At 42.7% G+C, this 15,024-nt stretch carries 17 protein-coding genes and 5 pseudogenes; 15 read left to right on the top strand and 7 right to left on the bottom strand.

Annotated elements, in window-relative coordinates:
• The first annotated feature begins 20 nt into the window (after positions 1–20).
• The 10 genes and pseudogenes from QNH10_RS04865 to QNH10_RS04910 all read left to right on the top strand — a co-directional run bounded on the left by QNH10_RS04865 (position 21) and on the right by QNH10_RS04910 (position 6,496).
• Positions 21–645, top strand: a pseudogene (locus QNH10_RS04865) (HAD family hydrolase).
• Between the two features lie 13 nt (positions 646–658).
• The gene (locus QNH10_RS04870; protein ID WP_283733728.1) at positions 659–1,276 is read left to right on the top strand and encodes an NUDIX hydrolase; all 618 of its coding nucleotides are present in this window, start codon (positions 659–661) and stop codon (positions 1,274–1,276) included.
• A gap of 119 nt (positions 1,277–1,395) precedes the next feature.
• Positions 1,396–2,490: a helix-turn-helix domain-containing protein gene (locus tag QNH10_RS04875; RefSeq protein WP_283733729.1), complete on the top strand. Its 1,095-nt coding sequence runs from the start codon at positions 1,396–1,398 to the stop codon at positions 2,488–2,490.
• 396 nt (positions 2,491–2,886) lie between these two features.
• Positions 2,887–3,426: a GNAT family N-acetyltransferase gene (locus QNH10_RS04880; protein ID WP_283733730.1), complete on the top strand. Its 540-nt coding sequence runs from the start codon at positions 2,887–2,889 to the stop codon at positions 3,424–3,426.
• 1 nt (position 3,427) lies between these two features.
• Positions 3,428–3,820, top strand: a complete 393-nt coding sequence (locus QNH10_RS04885) for an NUDIX hydrolase (RefSeq protein WP_283733731.1) — start codon at positions 3,428–3,430, stop codon at positions 3,818–3,820.
• 70 nt (positions 3,821–3,890) lie between these two features.
• Positions 3,891–4,556, top strand: a complete 666-nt coding sequence (locus QNH10_RS04890; protein ID WP_347178040.1) for a nucleotidyltransferase domain-containing protein — start codon at positions 3,891–3,893, stop codon at positions 4,554–4,556.
• Positions 4,557–4,563: 7 nt separating this feature from the next.
• A complete protein-coding gene (locus tag QNH10_RS04895; RefSeq protein WP_283733732.1) occupies positions 4,564–5,061 on the top strand; it encodes an NUDIX hydrolase in 498 nt (165 codons plus the stop codon).
• Positions 5,062–5,133: 72 nt separating this feature from the next.
• Positions 5,134–5,484: a VOC family protein gene (locus QNH10_RS04900; RefSeq protein ID WP_283733733.1), complete on the top strand. Its 351-nt coding sequence runs from the start codon at positions 5,134–5,136 to the stop codon at positions 5,482–5,484.
• A gap of 120 nt (positions 5,485–5,604) precedes the next feature.
• Positions 5,605–5,991, top strand: coding sequence for a hypothetical protein (locus QNH10_RS04905; protein ID WP_283733734.1), 387 nt, complete (start codon positions 5,605–5,607; stop codon positions 5,989–5,991).
• Positions 5,992–6,115: 124 nt separating this feature from the next.
• A complete protein-coding gene (locus QNH10_RS04910) occupies positions 6,116–6,496 on the top strand; it encodes a CopG family transcriptional regulator (RefSeq protein ID WP_283733735.1) in 381 nt (126 codons plus the stop codon).
• A gap of 39 nt (positions 6,497–6,535) precedes the next feature.
• Here the strand turns inward: QNH10_RS04910 and QNH10_RS04915 are convergent, their stop codons facing one another.
• Genes QNH10_RS04915 through QNH10_RS04930 form a run of 4 tightly spaced genes read right to left on the bottom strand, consistent with a single transcriptional unit; the run spans position 6,536 to position 8,142 of the window.
• On the bottom strand, positions 6,536–6,931 hold the full coding sequence (locus QNH10_RS04915) for a VOC family protein (protein ID WP_283733736.1): 396 nt from the start codon (positions 6,929–6,931) through the stop codon (positions 6,536–6,538).
• An 18-nt stretch (positions 6,932–6,949) separates the two neighbouring features.
• Complete coding sequence (locus QNH10_RS04920) at positions 6,950–7,420, bottom strand: DinB family protein (RefSeq protein ID WP_283733737.1); 471 nt, start codon at positions 7,418–7,420, stop codon at positions 6,950–6,952.
• Positions 7,421–7,429: 9 nt separating this feature from the next.
• Positions 7,430–7,969 (bottom strand): hypothetical protein, encoded by a 540-nt coding sequence (locus tag QNH10_RS04925; RefSeq protein WP_283733738.1) that lies wholly within the window; start codon positions 7,967–7,969, stop codon positions 7,430–7,432.
• Positions 7,894–8,142, bottom strand: a complete 249-nt coding sequence (locus QNH10_RS04930) for a hypothetical protein (RefSeq protein WP_283733739.1) — start codon at positions 8,140–8,142, stop codon at positions 7,894–7,896. Before QNH10_RS04930 ends, QNH10_RS04925 begins: the two co-directional genes overlap by 76 nt.
• A 262-nt stretch (positions 8,143–8,404) precedes the next feature.
• Between QNH10_RS04930 and QNH10_RS04935 the strand changes: the two genes are divergently transcribed.
• Entirely contained in the window at positions 8,405–8,809 is a 405-nt protein-coding gene (locus tag QNH10_RS04935; RefSeq protein ID WP_283733740.1) for a hypothetical protein, read from the top strand.
• A gap of 197 nt (positions 8,810–9,006) precedes the next feature.
• Here the strand turns inward: QNH10_RS04935 and dacB are convergent.
• Positions 9,007–10,553 (bottom strand): annotated as a pseudogene (dacB, locus tag QNH10_RS04940) (D-alanyl-D-alanine carboxypeptidase/D-alanyl-D-alanine endopeptidase).
• Between the two features lie 242 nt (positions 10,554–10,795).
• On the opposite strand from dacB, the pseudogene pxpB reads away from it, so the two are divergent.
• The 4 genes and pseudogenes from pxpB to QNH10_RS04960 all read left to right on the top strand — a co-directional run bounded on the left by pxpB (position 10,796) and on the right by QNH10_RS04960 (position 13,741).
• Positions 10,796–11,499: pseudogene (pxpB, locus tag QNH10_RS04945) on the top strand (5-oxoprolinase subunit PxpB).
• The gene (locus QNH10_RS04950; protein ID WP_347177991.1) at positions 11,496–12,401 is read left to right on the top strand and encodes a 5-oxoprolinase subunit C family protein; all 906 of its coding nucleotides are present in this window, start codon (positions 11,496–11,498) and stop codon (positions 12,399–12,401) included. Before pxpB ends, QNH10_RS04950 begins: the two are co-directional and overlap by 4 nt.
• 97 nt (positions 12,402–12,498) lie before the next feature.
• Positions 12,499–13,268: pseudogene (locus QNH10_RS04955) on the top strand (LamB/YcsF family protein).
• A gap of 26 nt (positions 13,269–13,294) precedes the next feature.
• The gene (locus tag QNH10_RS04960) at positions 13,295–13,741 is read left to right on the top strand and encodes a hypothetical protein (RefSeq protein ID WP_283733741.1); all 447 of its coding nucleotides are present in this window, start codon (positions 13,295–13,297) and stop codon (positions 13,739–13,741) included.
• Between the two features lie 45 nt (positions 13,742–13,786).
• On the opposite strand, the gene QNH10_RS04965 is transcribed toward QNH10_RS04960, so the two are convergent.
• Together QNH10_RS04965 and QNH10_RS04970 are read right to left on the bottom strand one after the other, a co-directional pair.
• On the bottom strand, positions 13,787–14,506 hold the full coding sequence (locus QNH10_RS04965; RefSeq protein WP_283733742.1) for a YebC/PmpR family DNA-binding transcriptional regulator: 720 nt from the start codon (positions 14,504–14,506) through the stop codon (positions 13,787–13,789).
• Positions 14,507–14,806: 300 nt separating this feature from the next.
• Positions 14,807–14,961, bottom strand: a pseudogene (locus QNH10_RS04970) (helix-turn-helix domain-containing protein); the annotation flags it as partial.
• Between the last annotated feature and the right edge of the window lie 63 nt (positions 14,962–15,024).

The raw sequence follows: 15,024 nt of genomic DNA on the forward strand, positions 1-15,024 counted from the left end.
GATTATTGGGGGATTTAAAGATGAAAGCAATTATATTTGATTTTGATGGGACATTGGCGAATACATTACCAATTTGTTATTACGCATTTCAAAGTGTCTTTAAGGAATACGATAATAGAGAAATTACGCCAAGCGAGATTATAGAAATGTTTGGTCCTTCAGAAGTTGGCATTCTTAGAAAGAATCTTTTAAGCGCCCGTAAAGACGAGGCGATCGAGTATTTCTACCAACAATATGCGCGGTTTCATAAAGACTTAGTGATAGCTAATAAAGATATACACAAAATAGTGACCTTACTAAAAGAGATGGATATAAAGTTGGGTATTTTCACAGGAAAGGCAAAAAGAAGCTTAGACATCTCCTTGGAAAAATTAGATATGGAAGGGTTGTTCGATTTTAATAACAGGTGATGATGTAAGTAAGCCTAAACCTGATCCGGAAGGGCTTGTGAAAGCCTTATCTTTACTAAAAGTGGAAAGTTCTGAAGCAATCTTCGTTGGAGATAGCGATGCGGATATAATTGCCGGAGTGCAAGCTAATGTATTTACAATTGGTGTACAGTGGCTACCTGAATATCAAACTGCAACATTTAGTGAACAACCAAATTTGCTAATAAGTAGCGTTACGGAATTGAGAATTACGTAAAGGCAGGAGTCAGATGAGTACACAATGGTTGAATTGGGCAAAAAGAATTCAGGCATTGTCTCAGTCTGGGTTAGCTTTTTCAAAGGATATTTATGATATAGAACGTTATGAGGAGTTACGCAAAATCAGCGTAGAGATAATGGCGGAATACACCAATCTTGAAATGAACAAAATTGAAGGCTTGTTTACGAATGAAACAGGTTATCAAACTCCAAAAGTAGATGTTCGAGGTGTCGTATTTATAAATGATCAAATCTTAATGGTGAAAGAAAATATAGATGATAAATGGGCTTTGCCGGGTGGATTTTGCGACATTGAATTATCTCCTACTGAGAATGTAGTAAAGGAGATTAAAGAGGAATCTGGATATGATGTAATTCCAGTAAAAGTTATTGCCTTATTAGATAAAAACAAGCACCCTCATCCCCCGGAACCATACCATTACTATAAGATTTTCATTTTGTGTGAAATTATTGGAGGTGGTCCTGCTGTGGGACCGGAAACGAACCAAGTTGAGTTCTTTTCTAAGAACAATTTACCTCCGCTTTCTAAAAATCGAAATACCGAGTCCCAGATTACAACTATGTTTGAATTTTTACGGAATCCTCATAAGGAAATGGTTTTTGATTGATATCATTCCACCACCGGTAGAATTCTCGTATTCAACCAATAGTTGATAGGCTGTAAGATGCCAATATGCTACGCTGAAGTTAACAGTGCGCGCTGATACTTATTGGGGAGGTTGTTTGGATGTTGGATACAAGAAAGATCGGGAGTTATATTTCAAAGCTTCGAAAAGAGCAGGATTGGACACAAATGGAGATGGCGGATCGGTTGAATGTGAGTCATCAGGCCGTTTCTAAGTGGGAACGGGGAGAATCGATGCCGGATTTAGGGACATTGATGAACATCGGCCAGGCTTTTGGAGTGTCGGTGGATGAGTTGATGAATGGGGGTACCGGGCAGGAAGATTCGGTATACGTCCATAATCTTGGTCGGATCATGAAGGGGTTTTCTGAGGAGCGTCGGGAAGAAGTTGCGGAAATGATCAATACGGGCGAAGCGGAAATGGATGAATTAATTGAAGTAGCGCCTTTATTGAAAGCGAGTGAATTGGCTGCAGTGACAGAGCGAGTCGATAAAAGCTTGTTCAATCAGGATATGATATTGAGGCTCGCGCCTTTTGTTGAAACAGAAATGTTAGATGCCCTGGTACTACAGGCGGCTGAGGAAAGTGTTGAAATTGAACTGATCGGGAAACTGGCTCCGTTTATCAGTAGTGACGCGTTGGGGAAATTGTTGGACAAGGCCGTTACGGATGGTGTGGATTTTAATGCCATAGTTCGGCTGGCTCCGTTTGTGAGAAAAGAGTCATTGGATAGACTTGCGCTACAGGCAATGGAGGATGGCGTTGAGTTGGAGCAGATTGGAAAACTGGCGCCTTTTGTTAGCAGAGAAGCATTAGGGAATTTAATAGACAAGGCCATTACTGATAACTTGGATTATGATGCAGTTATCAAGCTTGCGCCGTTTATTGGAAGAGAACGTGTAGATAAATTGATTGAGCGGGCTGTAAGTGAGGATTTGGAATGGACATTTGTCATTAGATTGGCTCCGTTTTGTAGCCGTACAATGTTGAATCGATTGGCGGAACAAGTGAAAGAGGGAGAGTTGGATTCAAGTCGCCTAAAATCCCTTGCGCCTTTCATTGACAGAGAAGTTTTAAGCAGGATTGTGGATCGGATGGATATGAGTAAGTTTGCCCCGGAAACTATTGCGGAATTAGCGCCGTTTGTAGATAAAGGGACGTTGAGTAGATGGATTCAAAGTTTGTTGGTGAAGTAAAAGGGGAAGCAGCACTGTAAAATCGGTGCTGTTTTTTTATTGCATTAAGGATTACTGCTCAATTGTGAATTGTCCGGCAGTAAGGAACGTGTGTATGGTATAATGTGAGAATAATAGCATAGTTTTCAAGGGCGGTCAGCATCCCGTAGTTGTAACAACGTTCCAATTGCATTAGTACTGTCACAAAAGAAATAATCCACCCTTGAGTTTTAGCCGACTGGGTGGATTAATTCCTAACGTGACGCTGATCCCCTAATGGAAACCATGTCTATTAAAGTTCCGCAATGATGCTACAACATCTTTGCGGTCCTTTTTACTATATCCTGTATCTATTGAAATTATAACAAATAGAAATTGCAAAGTCTATTAATTGAAAATAATTAAAGAGGTGTGTGTATGTTAATTCAACATGGGCGTGTGGCTATTCGAGAATTGATTGATGAAGATAAATTGCATTTGGTCAAATGGTTGTCTGACCCTGTAGTATTGCAGTTTTATGAGGGACGGGACCGTCCGTTAGATTTGGCACAGGTTGAAGAGGACTTTTACGGAGAGGCGGATGGTGAAACAAGATGCCTCATATTATACGATGAGGAACCTATTGGCTATGTACAGTTTTATCCAGTAGGGGATGAGGAAAGAAGGATCTATGGATATTCCAATCCATCAGAAATCCTCTACGGTATGGATCAGTTCATCGGAGAACCAACCTTTTGGAATAAAGGAATTGGGACGCAACTTGTCGAAATGATTGTTACATATTTATTGGATGAAAAGAAAGTGGACCGTATTGTTATGGATCCACAAACGTGGAACGAGCGGGCGATTCGCTGCTATGAGAAGTGCGGGTTCAGTAAAGTAAAGCTTTTACCTAAGCATGAATGGCATGAAGGGGAATACCGGGATTGCTGGTTGATTGAATATGTCGGGAAGTGAAGTGGTACATACGAGAATTCGGGGATCTGCCGTAATTATTGAGGATGATAAAGTAGGGATCATTCGGAGGAATCGTGATGGGGAGGAATATTATGTCTTTCCGGGTGGTGGAGTTGAGGACGGGGAAAGCCCTGAGGAGGCAACTGTCCGGGAGGCAATGGAAGAGTTAGGTGTACAAATTGAAATACAAAAGCTTATTGGAACTGTAAATTTTAATGGAACACAGCATTTTTTTCTTGCAACGATTGTCGGTGGGACATTTGGGACGGGAAAAGGTGAGGAATATGGGATAGACCGTAATAGAGGAACTTATACGCCAGTGTGGATCCCTATTGATGGGCTTGAAATGTTAGATGTTCGCCCCGTGGAGATTGTAAAGAGACTGATTAAATAAAGACCCGGAAATGTTTGGAGGAGCCAAATGAAAAGGATGAAAGCAATATTTGTAGCAAAACGTTTTGTCGATGAACTTCTTCCCTCATTGCCAGGCCGCGGTTCTTGCAGGAAGTGTCGTCAGAGGCGAAGAAACTCCTACATCTGATCTGGATATCGTAATTTTTGATAATCAAATAGAGAATGCTTATCGCGAATCCCGCATTGAATACAACTGGCCAATTGAAGTATTTGTACATTCTTTGACCACCTATAAAAACTATTTTCTCACAGACGCCGAAAGAGCACGTCCCAGCTTGCCGCGAATGGTGGCGGAAGGAGTTGTTTTAGTGGATACCGGAATCCTTTCGAACATCAAAAACGAAGCCGCGGTACTGTTAAATAAAGGCCCGGCCCCCTGGTCGGAACAGACCTTGTTAACAAAGAGATATATGCTAACGGACGCGCTCGACGATTTACTAGGCACGCAAAATGAGGCGGAAGCACTTTTCATCGCCAATACACTTGCCGAGGCAATCCACGAATTTGTACTCCGGACGAATGGTAAATGGATTGGCGCTTCCAAGTGGATTGTCCGTGCATTGAAACAATATGACGAGGATTTTGCCGATCGATTTGTGGATGCGTTTCATGCATTTTATAAAACCGGTGATCGGGAAGGAATTATCAATATCACTGACGAAGTGCTTGCACCATACGGAGGAAGGTTATTTGAAGGTTACTCTTTGGGGAAATGAGGGGTAAATGGTGACAGGGATATATGTCGACTGGGGCGGCCATAAACTGAAGCTCACGTGGATGAGGGATTTGATGCCAGAACGAGAATTGATCACAAGTGTTCATGCGTTTTGTTTTCATGAGGGACAGCTGCTCATGGTTAATTTGAATGATCGTGGTTGGGATTTTCCGGGAGGTCATATCGAAGTTAGAGAAACTGTGGAAGCATGTGTCATTCGTGAGGTGATGGAGGAAGCTTATGTGACGGGGGACTGCACGCTTTTGGGCGCAATTGAAGTGAATCATGAGGAGAATCCGTTATGGAACCCATCCAGTCCCTATCCGAAAGTGGGCTACCAGGTGTTTTATCGGATGGATATTACGGCGTTTTTGCCGTTTGATGCAGGCTTTGAATCGTCGGAGCGTATGCTGATCAGGCCAGAAGAAGCGGCCAATTACCATAAGGGATGGCAGAAGGGCTTTGATGAAATTATGGGCGCTGCTCTTGGGAAAATGAGAATATAAAAAAACTTGTTGAATAAATAAAACAACGCCTGGATTGTATGACAATGAATAATTTACTGGGAGGACAGGACTATGAAAGTTAAAGGTTTCGGTGGGGTTTTTTGGAGAACAAAAGACGTTGTTGCACTGGGGAAATGGTATAAAGAAACCCTTGGTTTATCGATGGAAGAGTGGAATGGTATGATTTTCAAGCCGGAAGTTGATAATGAAACAATCTTTTCTTTGTTTAAGGAGGATAATGATTATTTTCCAAAGGAACAATCTGTAATGTTAAATTTTCAAGTGGAAAATATCGAAGCTTGGCTGGAACATTTTGAGAAAATTGGAATACCGCTTTTAAAACAACCTGAGAAAAGCGAGTTCGGGACATTTGTTTGGATTGCTGATCCGGAAGGAAGATGGATTGAACTGTGGGAAAAATAATCGAAAATGAACTGCTTAGTTAAATGTATTTGTTGTCACAATTTCGTCGGTCGACATTCAGTAACTTTCCTATTAACCTAAAGGTAATAGATGTGAAGTTTCCGTGAGGAGGTTGCCGTGGTGAGGCAAATATTGATACCGATACTGATAGTTGCCGCTGTGATAATGACGGGTTGTGCGTATGAATATACGGAAGAGGACGGCTATCGGATGGCGGTCATCAATGAAGGATTTCCTGTTCCGAAAAATGCCTATGAGGTGAAGCCGGAGGATTGCACGACGGAAATTGCGAAGTCGGCGAAGTACAAGTTGAAGGGCATTGGGGACGAAGAGGGTACCCCGCCTTCAGACTATTTGGAGGAAATTCAAAGTTGGGGCTGGACCGAGCTTGAAGATAAACGGGTTGGCCATGTTCATTATTTTGAGAAAAAGGGAAAAATCATGTCGTTGATCATACAGAAAAATGTGTTTGATGTGTTTGAGATGAGTGATGATGTGGAGTTGTGATGAAAAAGCAGGGATGATGACGAATTGCGTCTTCATTCCTTATTTTTTTCTTTTACCATCCATTCACCTTCCATTTGGATGGTGAATATGTTATGATATACACAATAGAAAGGGGATGGTAAGGGTGGCGGAATCGGAAAAAATTACGATCAATATGAACGTTGTTGATTTGGGGAAAGTTGATTTGTTGGTTGACCAGGGGTTTTATTCAAACAGAACAGATTTCATCAGAACTGCAATTCGTAGTCAGTTGGAAACGCATTCGGATGAAGTGAAAGACATCGTGATCAGGAAGTCGTATGTCGTAGGGGTAATCCGATATGGAAGAAAAGAGTTAGAGAAACTTCGTGACTCAAGTACAAAGATTGATGTGAAAGTTGCGGGGTTGTTGTTGTTTGCGGATGATGTTGATGCTGAACTTGTAAAACAGACATTGGCTTCAGTGCAGGTAAGAGGTGTGTTGAAAGCGAATGCTGAAGTGAAATTAGCTATTGAGAAGTTATGAAAAGACGCCTCCCAGTGAATTAGCATGGGAGGCGTTTATTTACTGTGATTTGCCTAAAATGGCTTGGATTTTTTCAGTCTTCTCGACTTCGTTTTTATACTCGAAGAAACCTATCTGATTCCCCCAAGGGTCAGAAAATGTTGCCCATTTGACAGGTACCTCTTCCCTTGAATGAAGGTTAAAGTTTTCTACATTTAACTGTTCTTGAACCCGATTGCGTTCCTCTTCAATATCAATTACACCTAAGCGAATCGGACCAGAATTCAGGGAAGGGTTGCCTTCAGCAACTTGCAACCAACAACCCGGAAGAAGCTCCCACTCTGCAAATCCTTCATGAGGACTGAAATCAGGTTTTCTCTTTAGTAAGGTCGAGTACCAATGTAGACCTTCTTCAAAATCTGATAGACGAACCTGTATTGTCATTTCATAGATCATGCAATCACCTTTTCAATATTATTCAAACAACGCGACACCTGGATCCTTCCCAAGACAATGCACAAGCATGGCATGCAGTTGTCCTCGGTGATGATAGATGTGGGAAGAGATTTCTAACAACCACTCAAACCGCGTATAGGAAACGCCCCAGTAAGAAGTCATCGTTTGCATCAGCTCTTCTTCTGTGTATTCAAGATAACGGTTTTCCAATAAAGCGAAGTTTGACAACAGAGCCTCTGTCATATCAGTTATGGATTGAAGGGAATTGGATGAATAAAAGGTCCTCATCTCTTCCACTGTTGCTTCATCTGAAATAAGTTGGTCTGCTTTACAAATCAATGAAATATGAGCTAACAGCTGTCTGATGGAAAACTTATTTTCTGTAGGCTTCATATCTAAATCATTTGAATCCAACTTGTCCATTATTTCGATTGTCGACTTTACCGCAATATGGATTTGATTCAACGTACTTCTTACATAATTATTCATTTACCTACCTCACTCAAATGCTTTCAACACCCTCAAATTATCAAGTGTCAGTACGCCGCTCCATTCCATCTTTGCAATTTCCCAAATATCTTCAAAACGGCCCCATTCCCAAGCGGGTTTCCAGCTGCCATCTTCTGTTTGTGTATTAAGAAGATGTTGGATGTTTGCTGGGATAATTTCTTTGAACTCATCATACAAGAACGACTCAGGAGAAGGTATAACTTGAAGAGGGAGCAGGCAGTAGCCATGCCATTTTTCCGGGTCGATCGTTACGCTTTCTTGTGCAATCTCGTATACTTTAGAAGAAATCTTCTCTGCTTCTTCAACTGGCAATTCTCTCACCAATTTCACCAAGCATTGCAACTCGTGGAAATCGCCAGTCTCCAATTGGTCGATGTAGGAAACCGCATAGGCAGTTAGTTTTTCCAATAAATCAGCAGGAACGAGCCCGTTATAACGGTGCAGTAAACCAGTCATTTCAGCACTTGGATTTCCCCAAGGCCAATCACCGCCATAATTCCACCAGATGGCTCGTGGTGCGTTCTCCACTTCCTCCGGGACAATTTCCCATCCATCTTTTCTTCGTCAAACGTATTCAACACATATTGAATAGCTTTTTGCACCATTGGCTCCGATTCATCGGCCCCGATACGAGACAAAAGCTGCAACCCAATTGTTGTTGCTAACGCCGATGATGCCTCGCACCTAAAATCAGGCTCCAATCCATTACCGAATCCGCCATCTTCATTTTGATAAACCTTAAGCTCTTCTAATACCCTCTCGCGGCTGCCATTTTCAAATTCAAATTCGTAAAGGGCTTTTTCCAGTGGACGTGCTTTGTTTTAAGAAATGTTAAGGCGTGTTGATAGTGGTCTAATAATTGTTCCAATTGAATCCCTACTTTCGAAAGTATGTTATTAAACGTATTCGCTATCGGAAATAGGGAATCCTTCAAAGAAAAATAAAACTTTGGAGGTATTATAATTGAAGCTGCTTAGGGATATCCTTATCTTTTTCATTTTTGGAGCTTTAATAGGCATACAACAAATCGTTAATTCAAATTCGTTGGAACCTGAGATCATAGATTATAGAACCATTCCTTTTGAGATTAAAGACGGATGGGTATGTATTCCGGAAGGCGAACACGAACTTACTGTTGGAGTACAGGCAAAAAACACGAAGAAAATGTATTTCTATCTGACACCAACGGGGACAAATACTGCCTCACAGAAGGTTTTAATTGGGGAGAGTGAAGGAAGGAAAGGAATTTTCACAGTTAACCATATATTTAAGGAGAATGAGAGCATTTTGTATCATTTTTCAGTGGACTATGAAAATAAAAAGTATAAGGAAACCGATTACTTGTTCAATATTGTGAGGTGCGAATGAATATTCACGCATAAATTTGTTGAAAGAAGCATAAACCCGTCCAAAAACGCATAAATTATGCTATATGCGTTTTCGGACGGATTTATGAGTGAATCGCAGCGTTTATGCGTATTTCGAGGCTTTTATGCGTGTTTGTGATTTTGAAAGGCCAAATAGAAGGGACTGCATGGAGTGGCTCATGTAGTCCCTTTTTTTATTCAAAACTCATATTCCGCAAGCACTGTTATGATCGCATCTTCAATCGGAGAAACTGGGCCGGTGATGTAATTATTGATTAATATTGAAAAAATTAATACAGTGCCGTCTTTTGCTGTGACGTATCCCGAAAGGGTGGATACGCCAGTGATGGTGCCGGTTTTCGCTTTGACGTTTCCAGCAGTTAATCCATCTCCCATCCGATTGCGTAGCGTGCCACCGATCATCCGTTCAGGGATGCCTGCGATTGGAAGTGAAGCCTCAAATGCCGGGAACCAGCTTTTCGTTTGTATGTTCCCTAACAATGTTGTGAGTTCATCAGCCGAAATAAGGTTCTTATGCGACATGCCCGAACCATCGCGTAGCACGACAGTGTCGGTATTGACACCGAAATCCTTCAGTTTCTCCTTCATTACTGAAAGACCTGCGTCCCAGCTGCCTTCGCCGCGCTGAACTTTCCCCATCTCCTTCACCAATAATTCTCCATGTCCGTTGTTGCTTAGCTTCATGAATGGAATGAAAAGGTCTTTAAGCGGCATTGATTTTTTAGATGTAAGAATGGTTGCATTTTCAGGTGTGAACCCGGATTTCATACCACCTACAAACCGGATGCCTTCCGCTTCAAGCGATTGTTGAAATACATTCAATACGTACATTGTAGGTTCCCAAACAGCTACCCAAGATCGGGACACTGTGCCACCAAGCGGCATGTTCCCTTCAATGAAAATCCGATTTGTTCCATGCTCACGTTCGATTGTAATGCTTTTCGATTGGCCTCTTGCAACAGTGTTGGCTTTATTGACGATTTCAAGGTAGCTATTATTTGGGTTTAGTGTCACTTTGGGGGACTGCCGACTTTATTGTTTGGGTGGGCATCGACGATCACTGTCCCCGCATCATAGTCTTCGTTAGGTGAAAGTGTCAAAGCAGAAACTTGTGCACCAACATAGCTATGTTCATCCGACCAGTTCAAGTCCTGAGAATAGCGGACATCATCATACCAGCTATCATCGGCAATTAGGCTGCCATTGATATTGTTTATACCTTTTGCCTTCAATTCTCTCGCAAACTGATCCAAATCCCTTTTCAGTAAAGTGGGGTCACCTTTTCCTCTTAAGTAAAGATTGCCGTGCAGAACTGCCCCTTTTACTTGTCCATCAGTTAGCACATCTGTCATGAATTGATAGCCCGGCCCCAAAATATCCATAGCTGTCGCGCCTGTCAGTAATTTCATGTTAGACGCCGGACGCAGGCGGATGTCTCCGAAATGTGAATATAGAACTTCCCCGTCCGCTTTACGGATACTTACCCCAGCAATCGCCCCCTGGAGCTTCGGATTCTCTAAGATGGTATTTATCTTCTGACCAAGATCTTCGTTTAATGTTGACTTATCTTTGTTTAATGCGGACTTTTCAATGGATGCAACGTAAATAATTTCCTTGGATGCAGCGATAGGTTGAATCGGTGTCCTATGTGTGACTGGGAATATTGCAATTAACATAATTGATAGTGCAAGAAATGATTTTTTAAGTACAGAGTTCTTTATCATTTAGCTAACATCCTTTCACCCATTTGCTTGATTGTACTTCATATTTTTGAGAATGGACATAGTTGAATACAGGCAATTTTGAATGTATTAGGTAACCCAACATGGAAGTGCTACATAATAACCTATGCGCTTCATTCAATTGTTAAACAATATATAAAACAAGCAGAAGCCGGTAGGTTACTAATCAGTTAATTTGCGGTAAAATAATGTATATTCAAAAGAATCGGCAAGGATGTGTAGGAATGTTGAAGTACACATTATCTCCAATGGGTGATCAAGCGGTGATGATTGAAGTCGACGCAGTAATTAGTCCTTCGTCACAGCGAAATGTGAAGTCGATTGTTGCTCGACTGAATGAGGCATCGCCTTCTTGGATGGTCGAAGCGATTACCGCTTATACAACGGTAACGATTATTTATGACTTACAAGAATTCAATGGTAAGGGTTCCCCGTTTGAACAGGTTTGTCAGCGGATTCAGGAGTTACTCCAAGACGTGCGAGAAATGGGCGATTCTGAACAACGGATTGTTAGGATTCCGGTCTTATATGGAGGTTCCTATGGCCCGGACTTGCATTTCGTCGCGGAGTATAACTGTTTGACGCCTGATGAAGTGATTGCGATTCATACAACGGGTGATTATACAGTACATATGATAGGCTTCGCGCCAGGTTTTCCATTCATTGGCGGATGTCGGAGAAGATTAGTGCACCAAGAAGGTCGACTCCGCGATTAAAGATTCCTGCAAGAACGGTTGGTATAGCGGGTATGCAGACTGGAGTTTATCCAATTGAAACGCCGGGGGGCTGGCAATTGATCGGCCGAACGCCACTCGAGTTGTTTCTTCCGAATGAACATCCGCCAACCTTACTTGGACCTGGAGATAAAATAAGATTTTATAAGATTACGAGTAAGGAGTACGAGGACTTGCGAGGTGGTTCAGAGTGATTTCGGTCATCAAATCAGGTCTTTTTGACACAGTTCAAGATTTGGGAAGATACGGCTATCAAAGGTTTGGAGTTGTGGCGGGCGGTGTCATGGATCCGTTCTCCCATCGGGTTGCGAATTTGCTTGTTGGAAATGAAGAGGATGCAGCTACTTTAGAAATGACTCTTGTCGGACCAGTTCTTTTATTTGAGGAAGATACGGTGATTGCCATATGTGGCGGAGATTTAATACCCATGATTGCGGACGATCCTGTGCCGAAGTGGAAACCGGTGTTCATTCGAAATGGTAGTGAACTGCAGTTCGGAGCGGCGAAGACGGGAAGCCGTGCGTATTTAGCTGTTTCAGGTGGGTTTGATGCACCGGTTGTACTTGGTAGCCGGTCGACATATGTGAAAGCTGGGCTCGGCGGGATGGATGGAAGGGCGTTGCGGAAAGGCGATGTCCTTTGCTTTGGAGCAGTATCTAAGTTGGCAGAACTGATAAAAGGAAAGCTTGAGTCCGGTACGCCAATCCACGCGGCAGATTGGAGGGTCACGCCGAAACTTCTGCCCGATCTTTCTGGAACTTATGAAATTCAAGTCATGCGCGGAAGGCAATATGAGTTGTTCGATGAAGAGAGTCAATACCGTTTCTGGAATGAAACATTCACTGTCAGTTCTCAATCAGATCGGATGGGCTATCGGACTACTGGACCGACATTACGATTAAAAGAGCCCAAAGAGATGGTTTCAGAAGCAGTTACATATGGCTCCATCCAAGTTCCGCCGGATGGGAGTCCAATCATTTTGGCGGCGGACCGGCAGACGACTGGCGGTTATCCGAAAATCGGACAGCTGTCTTCGATTGATTTTTCAAAGCTTGCACAGGCGAAGGCGGGGACAGGCTTTTATTCAAGGAAGTGACAATCGAGGAATCACAGCAGTATTTAGCGAAGCGGGAAATGGATTTAAAGATGCTACGTGCAGCGATTCGGAATAGATTTAAATAGGAGTGGGTGGAATGGGATTTGTTGTCGATTTGAATTGTGATATGGGGAAAGTCTTGGAGACTACGTCATGGGTAATGATGAAGCGATTTTGGAGACGATTACGTCCGCTAACATTGCATGCGGTTTCCATGCAGGGGATCCCACGACGATGCGGAAGACCGTACGGTTGGCGTTAGAGAAAAATGTCGGAATCGGCGCCCATCCGGGGTTGCAGGATTTAGTTGGTTTCGGACGGCGGGAAATGGCCATTTCAGCTGATGAAGCGTTCGATTTAGTCGTTTATCAATTAGGGGCTTTGTCTGGCATCGTAAAGGCGGAAGGTGGGCATTTGCAGCATGTGAAGCCACATGGGGCACTCTATAATATGGCTGCCGTAAACCGGACACATTCCAAGGCGATTGCGGAAGCAGTTTACAAAGTCGATCCGGAATTGATCCTGTTTGGACTCGCGGGCAGTGAGCTCGTTAAGGCAGGGAAGCGAATTGGGTTGAAGGTGGCGCATGAAGTGTTTGCGGATCGGACTTATCAGGCGAATGGGACATTAACTTCTCGTCGGGAGCCGAATGCACTGATTACCGATCAGGACATTGCAATCAGGCAAATCGTCCGGATGGTGAAGGAAGGGAAAGTGCGCGCGACCGATGGAACGGATATTTCGATTATGGCCGATACGATTTGTATTCATGGAGATGGGAAGACCGCTGTGGAATTTGCAAGGGTGATACCGGGAGCTTTGGAAAGGGAAGGAATTATGGTTAGGAAGATTGGAGAAATTAAGTAGGATCAAAATCGGAAAGGGGAAACCGAATGGAATTTTGTATTAAATCATACGATAGTGTTGGACCTATCAAATTGGGTATGACCAAAGAAGAGATTAGGAGTTTGATGCCTGAAAAGCCGTGGGACTCACATGATTTTAGAGGTCCTTACACAGACTATTTTATTGCATCTGGACTTTTCGCATACTATACGGGGGAGTATGGAGTGTGTGAAGCTGTTGAGTTTACTGAACCTACGATAGCAATATTTGAAAATAGACGGATAAACGGTGTTCCTTATATTGAAGCTTTAAATTGGTTAAAGAAATTTGATGATGAATTGAAAGTTGAAAGGTTTTTAGGGGCAACTTCTTATAAATTCGGCATTGGATTATACGCGCCAAACTATGACGAGGAACAGGAGCCTGATGTACATGTAGAGGCTGTCATTGTATTTAGGAGAGGCTATTATGATTCGATTAAGCAAACAAGTTGAAAAAAGGACAAAACATGGAATTCCTATGTTTTGTCCTTTACTAATTTATTCACCTAAATCAACGTTATGATAAACTTGTTGAACGTCTTCCAAGTCATCCAATGCATCAATCATTTTCTCGAATTGCGCTTCTGAATCTGCATCCAATGTCACGTCATTATGCGCAAGCATTGTCAATTCTGCCACGGAGAATTCAGTAATACCAGCATTTTTCAATGCTTCTTGTACTGCGTGGAATTGATCCGGTTCTGCATAAACGATGACTGTGTCTTCTTCTTCCAAAATATCACGGACTTCAACGTCTGCTTCCATAAGAAGTTCCAGCACTTCATCCGCAGTTTTGCCTTCCAAACCGAATACAGCAGTCGCGTCGAACATATACGCAACGGAACCGCTGACGCCCATGTTTCCGCCGTTTTTACCGAATGCCGCGCGCACTTCGGAAGCAGTTCGGTTGACGTTGTTTGTTAGTGCGTCGACAATGACCATCGATCCATTCGGGCCGAAGCCTTCGTAACGAAGCTCGTCATAGTTTTCCTCTGCGCCGCCTTTTGCTTTCTCGATTGCACGGTCAATGATCGCTTTCGGAACGTTGTATGTTTTCGCACGTTCAACTACCATTTTTAGTGTTTGGTTTGTCTCAGGATCAGGGTCACCCTGTTTTGCAGCTACATATAATTCACGACCGAACTTTGCGTAAATACGACTCGTATTCGCATCCTTCGAAGCCTTTTTTTCTTTAATGTTATTCCATTTACGGCCCATTCTCATTCACTCGCTTTCAGTCTGAGCATTGATTTCATCATGCAATTATACACCCATTGTATGAATGCTGACAAGTAAAAATCCTAAAAATGGAATAGGGATAGAACTTGGAAACTTCTCTATCCCTTCGGAAGAAGTTCTCGTTCTCCCTCAAAGAGTTCTCATTCCAGCCTAAAGAGTTCTCGTTTGTGCGCAAAGAGTTCTCATTCCAGCCTAAAGAGTTCTCGTTCTCCTGCAAAGAGTTCTCATTCCGGCCTAAAGAGTTCTCGTTTCCGCGCAAAAAGTTCTCAATCGCTCACTCTAAACAAGCAACAATGCATCCATATCCACAATTTCTATCTCCCGCGGCTCACTTGTCGTATCCATCCAGCTTCTTCAAATTCACCTAACTTCCTGCTAATCGTTTCGGGAGTTGTGCCGATATACGACGCCAAGTCTTTTCGTGTCATTGGCAGACAATCTTTTTAATGCAAGATGGGCAAGTCGACGGTTCCAAATTCAATACGATTTTTTTCATT

Source organism: Sporosarcina thermotolerans (assembly GCF_030067815.1).
Classification (GTDB): domain Bacteria; phylum Bacillota; class Bacilli; order Bacillales_A; family Planococcaceae; genus Sporosarcina; species Sporosarcina thermotolerans.

Coding starts and splice junctions, on each gene's coding strand:
- QNH10_RS04870 (WP_283733728.1), top strand. CDS start 659: ATGAGTACACAATGGTTGAATTGGGCAAAAAGAATTCAGGCATTGTCT.
- QNH10_RS04875 (WP_283733729.1), top strand. CDS start 1,396: ATGTTGGATACAAGAAAGATCGGGAGTTATATTTCAAAGCTTCGAAAA.
- QNH10_RS04880 (WP_283733730.1), top strand. CDS start 2,887: ATGTTAATTCAACATGGGCGTGTGGCTATTCGAGAATTGATTGATGAA.
- QNH10_RS04890 (WP_347178040.1), top strand. CDS start 3,891: ATGAACTTCTTCCCTCATTGCCAGGCCGCGGTTCTTGCAGGAAGTGTC.
- QNH10_RS04895 (WP_283733732.1), top strand. CDS start 4,564: ATGGTGACAGGGATATATGTCGACTGGGGCGGCCATAAACTGAAGCTC.
- QNH10_RS04900 (WP_283733733.1), top strand. CDS start 5,134: ATGAAAGTTAAAGGTTTCGGTGGGGTTTTTTGGAGAACAAAAGACGTT.
- QNH10_RS04915 (WP_283733736.1), bottom strand. CDS start 6,931: ATGATCTATGAAATGACAATACAGGTTCGTCTATCAGATTTTGAAGAA.
- QNH10_RS04920 (WP_283733737.1), bottom strand. CDS start 7,420: ATGAATAATTATGTAAGAAGTACGTTGAATCAAATCCATATTGCGGTA.
- QNH10_RS04960 (WP_283733741.1), top strand. CDS start 13,295: ATGGAATTTTGTATTAAATCATACGATAGTGTTGGACCTATCAAATTG.
- QNH10_RS04965 (WP_283733742.1), bottom strand. CDS start 14,506: ATGGGCCGTAAATGGAATAACATTAAAGAAAAAAAGGCTTCGAAGGAT.